The sequence below is a fragment of the Halorubrum vacuolatum genome (assembly GCF_900188065.1).
In the GTDB taxonomy this organism is placed as follows: Archaea; Halobacteriota; Halobacteria; order Halobacteriales; family Haloferacaceae; genus Halorubrum; species Halorubrum vacuolatum.
In genome coordinates, this window is sequence record NZ_FZNQ01000048.1 from 1 (window position 1) to 4311 (window position 4311).

A 4311-nucleotide genomic window follows, 5' to 3' on the forward strand; every position below is an offset into this window, starting at 1 on the left:
AATCTCGTTCAAACAGCCGTTGAGGCGGTCGTTTTCGGGCATAGATCACTTTGAAAACGCACCGCCTCACTCTTCATCCTTATCTGAACACCGCCGAGAGGACAAAGAGAACACTGATACCGATATCCACCGAGCAAGCCCGAGATGAAGTATATTTTTGGGCAGGTGATTCGGGATCAGAAGAAGCGGAGACGATCTTGGAGGAGGTACAGGTCGCACTCGATTATATCCAGTCCGCCCTTGAGGTACCGCTCTTTCTCAACCCACCAGAAGACACCGTAGAAATTGCCTTCGATCCGTTTGAGGTCGTCTCAGTCCAGCACGACCTACTCGTGTTGCTTGATACGACTGGGGACGGATGGAAGCAGCTCTTTGAGGGGGCTGGCGTCACGGACGAAACGATGCGAAAGATACTGCAGTCGGTTCACATGAGAGTCGGGAACGAACTTGTTGACCGTCCGGCAGAGCAGGGATACGTCGTCGTTTCAAAACCGGAGTGGGCCAATTACGTTCCCTCACAGAATCAGTTTGTCCTGCGGAACGAACGCTCACTTTCGATCGGATAGTGCTGACTCACATTCGTTCTCCGACACTTTCCGTTAATATCTAATACGAACTCAGCTAGTTGACCGCTCATTCTTTATACTCCTATACCGAAATTGTATTATGGGACAGAGACTGGCAAACGAGAGTGAAATCCCGGTCACGGTCGAAAACATCGGTGGTATCGAGCGTGCTTCACTCGTTTTACACGATGGGATAAACGTATTCTATGGGGAGAACGCGTCCAATCGTTCGTCACTGTTCTCTGCAATTGCTGGTGCTCTGGGTGCTCGTGTTCCTGAACCCAAAACGGACGCCGACGAGGGGCGGGTGAAGCTGGTAGTCAATGACGAGGAATACACGGTCGAGATCGACCGGACAGATGGAACCACAACAGTCCAGTCGCGTACGTTGACAGACCAGACAGACATCTGTGATCAGTTCGTTCGATTACTTGAGGACAACCCTCTGCGCGAGAGCGTCGAGCGGATGGATGAAACCGAACTGTACGAACAGCTCATGAAACCGGTTGACACCGACCAGATCGACGTCGAAATCAAGCAGGTTAAACGAGACCGTGCCGAGACAGAAGAGACACTACAGCACTACGACGAACTCGAGAAACGGCTCCCAGAGCTCCGGTCTAAGCGGTCGGAATTACGCAACAACCTCGACGATGTCGTCGAAACTATCGAAGAGACGCGAGCGGAAATCGAATCACTAGATGACGAACGAGACGGGAGGGACGACGACGTGCTTGAACAACTCGAGGCGAGACGGTCGGATTACCGTGACGTCGCGAACACCGTAGAGACACAACGGCAGGTACTCGAGAGTTATCGAGACGAGATCAAAACCGTAGAATCTGATCTAAAAGACAAGACTGGAGATGTCGATCCGAAGGATGAAACTGAACTCGAAGCGCGCATTGACGACCTCCGTTCGCGTAAGCGCACCATCGACAGTACGATCCAGTTACTCCAGACGATCGTCGACGCGAGTAGAAAGACACTCAGTCGCGACGAAATTACACTCCCGAAAGCAGACGACGCCGACGATGCTGAACACTTGACAGATGCGTTGCACCGAGACGATGAAGTCGACTGTCTCATGTGTGGAGGCACCGTAACGGAAGACGTAATCAACGAACAGGTCAAGCACCTCCAGGACGCCGTTGCGGAGAAACGACGCACGCGTGACGACATCGAAAACGAAATCGACGAGCTACAGACAACGCTACAACGACGACGCGAGCAGAAACGCGACATCAAACGATTGCGGGAACGAATGCGGACACTCAAAAACGAAATTGAGGGAACTAAATCGACGATTGATCAGCTCGAATCTCAACAGCGCGATCTCGAATCCGAGATCGAATCGCTGGAAGCGAAAGCTGCAGATGTTGAAGACGAGACGGACAACGCGTACGTCGAACTGCACGAGCGTGTGAACGAATTGACCTACGAACGCGGCCAGATCGAGAGCCAGATTGAGGACATCGAAGCTAAAATTGAGGACATAACGGAGACGGTTTCGGACCGTGAATCACTGGAGACCGGATACGATGAACTCAACGACCGTCTGGAACAGCTCCGGACGCGGATCTACGACATCGAGTGTGAGACGGTCGATACAATAAATACAGTGATGGCCGAGGTTATCGACGAATTAGCGTATGATAACATCAAGCGCGTCTGGGTAGAGCGGAAGGTCGGCGAGTACACGACAGGACGTGCTGACGGGTTCGTACTCCACGTGGTCCGCACGACCGAAGATGGACAGGCCTACGAAGATACGATACGAACATTGAGCACAAGCGAACGTGAGGTGATCGGAATCGTCCTCGCCGTTGCAGGCTATATTGTCCACGACGTCAGAGAATCTATCCCATTCATTCTCCTTGACGCGATAGAGTCCATTGACGCCGAACGAACGAACAAACTGACATCGTATCTTTCAGAGCATACTGATTATTTGCTGGTGACGGCGCATCCAGAAGACAGCGGTGCGTTCCCCGACGGTATAAGACAACTTCACATCGAAGATGTCCTCGTTTGAAGTGATTCTCTCTGCTGTTATGCCGAATTTCCATTGATAGCAAGCCGGTTGGTATCTTGCTTCTGTATGGGATCTTTGACCAGTTCGATTGCTTGTTCGATTCGGTGAACGAGTAGATCATATGACGCTTGGCATATTTGTGGCGTGACGTAATCAGTCAGTTCTGCGTCGAATGCATCCCTGATTATGTCTGGATGTAACTCGTCTGCCAGGAGAAGAAATGGCAGTGTTGGGTGATCTTCTCTCACCTCACGCAGGAATTCAAGGCCTGTGCTGTTCCGGTACGTGTAGCCACTGATGACGCAATCATATCTGTCCCGTAAGAGTTCAGATCGAGCTTCAGCCACATTTGTGGCCATTTTTACTCTAAGCTGAGTATAGGTGTTCAGTATCTCTGTGCGTGCTTCTAGTGCTGCAGCATTATCGTAGACGAATAGAATTTGATGCTGTGTTTCCATACCACACCTGCACATGCTCTGTAGATATAATTACTCTCTACACTTGTAGAATAGCATGCGAATTTGTCTATGATCATATAAATATCTGAATCTAGTAATCGAAATAATTACTGCAGTGATTCAAGTTCCTTGATATACTGCTTCGTTTGACAGTGTTCGACTGCAATAACAATTCGTCTACTGAGGAGATGGTGAGAAACCGTACCGATAGACTTTGGAACAAAATCGGTCGCCTCCGAATTGAGTACTTTTTTGATCATTTCTTCCGACTGAATAGAGCTATAAAAGATAAATGGAACGTTCGGATGGCTTTCCCTGATCGTTTCGAGGAAATCGAACCCATCCTGTTCCGGCATCTGTATATCACTGACAACGCAGTCGTATTCAGTCTTGTCAAGCAGTTTTTTGCCTTCTGTAGCGGTAGTGGCAGTTTCCAGTTCAATTCGCTCGTCTTCTGCCAGCTGTTGTCCGCTCACCGATAGAGACCGAGGGTTGTCATCCACATAGAGAACGTTAATCCGCTCATCCATGTCAATCCTTGTGTGTCGTATTATCTTAAGTATGTTTGAGTACGTTTCTCGGCTTTGTAACGGTGATCCAGACGCACCTGATCCTCTCACACCCCGACGACATTCAAAGAACCAGGTTCGGAATTCTTCGGACGATCTCGTTTACCGTCGGCGCGATGAGCCCGGTCCTCGTCGGAGCGGCGGCCGACCGCGGATTCTTCGAAGAGGCGTTTCTGGCGCTTGCGGCGCTCGCCGTACTGACGGTCCTTTCCGCCAAGTGACGCCAGCCGCTAGCGACTGAGCCGTGACAGTCGGAGCCTCCGATCCTGCAGTTTGATGATGACCGTGCAGGTTCCAAGCCGCATACACACCTTCGGATAATGTAGACGGATGTACTGGCTATCTTTGTGCAAGGTACGAAGAAGACTGGCACAAGATCGACGACTGACCTTTCCAATCGAAACGAAGGGGGGTTTGGGAGCGTGTGACATGCATTTCCAAACCCTTTTAATTTATTTAAGTCCCTGGAACAAGTTAGTTCTCTCTTCATCTGAAGATGGTACGTGCTCTGTACTGAATGATCAACAGTCGCGGTGAATTGGGTATTCGAACTGTTCGATGACCCCTTACACGTCCATCCATGAGTCTCGGCTCTGTAGTTTCGCTAGACGCAACGGCTACGACTGCGTTATTGCTGTAGAAAGCGAAGAGACAGATTGGTTTGACATCCGAAATCCGTCTCT

General features: G+C 50.2%; 5 protein-coding genes. 3 read left to right on the plus strand and 2 right to left on the minus strand.

Features of this window, described 5'->3' with window-relative positions:
• Nucleotides 1–50: 50 nt before the first annotated feature.
• Both CHB65_RS16490 and CHB65_RS16495 read left to right on the plus strand, forming a co-directional pair.
• The gene (locus CHB65_RS16490) at nt 51–566 is read left to right on the plus strand and encodes a hypothetical protein (RefSeq protein ID WP_143420476.1); all 516 of its coding nucleotides are present in this window, start codon (nt 51–53) and stop codon (nt 564–566) included.
• 100 nt (nt 567–666) lie between these two features.
• On the plus strand, nt 667–2601 hold the full coding sequence (locus tag CHB65_RS16495; RefSeq protein ID WP_179213714.1) for an archaea-specific SMC-related protein: 1935 nt from the start codon (nt 667–669) through the stop codon (nt 2599–2601).
• Between the two features lie 17 nt (nt 2602–2618).
• Here CHB65_RS16495 and CHB65_RS16500 read toward each other — a convergent pair whose 3' ends face one another.
• The gene (locus CHB65_RS16500) at nt 2619–3059 is read right to left on the minus strand and encodes a response regulator (protein ID WP_179213715.1); all 441 of its coding nucleotides are present in this window, start codon (nt 3057–3059) and stop codon (nt 2619–2621) included.
• Between the two features lie 107 nt (nt 3060–3166).
• A complete protein-coding gene (locus tag CHB65_RS16505; protein ID WP_089386106.1) occupies nt 3167–3589 on the minus strand; it encodes a response regulator in 423 nt (140 codons plus the stop codon).
• 35 nt (nt 3590–3624) lie between these two features.
• Here CHB65_RS16505 and CHB65_RS16510 point away from each other — a divergent pair, with 35 nt between their 5' ends.
• Entirely contained in the window at nt 3625–3849 is a 225-nt protein-coding gene (locus CHB65_RS16510; protein ID WP_143420477.1) for a hypothetical protein, read from the plus strand.
• Nucleotides 3850–4311 lie beyond the last annotated feature (462 nt).

What these genes read in the sequence shown, in the direction of transcription:
- CHB65_RS16495 (WP_179213714.1), top strand. Translation starts at nt 667, where the DNA reads ATGGGACAGAGACTGGCAAACGAGAGTGAAATCCCGGTCACGGTCGAA.
- CHB65_RS16500 (WP_179213715.1), bottom strand. Translation starts at nt 3,059, where the DNA reads ATGGAAACACAGCATCAAATTCTATTCGTCTACGATAATGCTGCAGCA.
- CHB65_RS16505 (WP_089386106.1), bottom strand. Translation starts at nt 3,589, where the DNA reads ATGGATGAGCGGATTAACGTTCTCTATGTGGATGACAACCCTCGGTCT.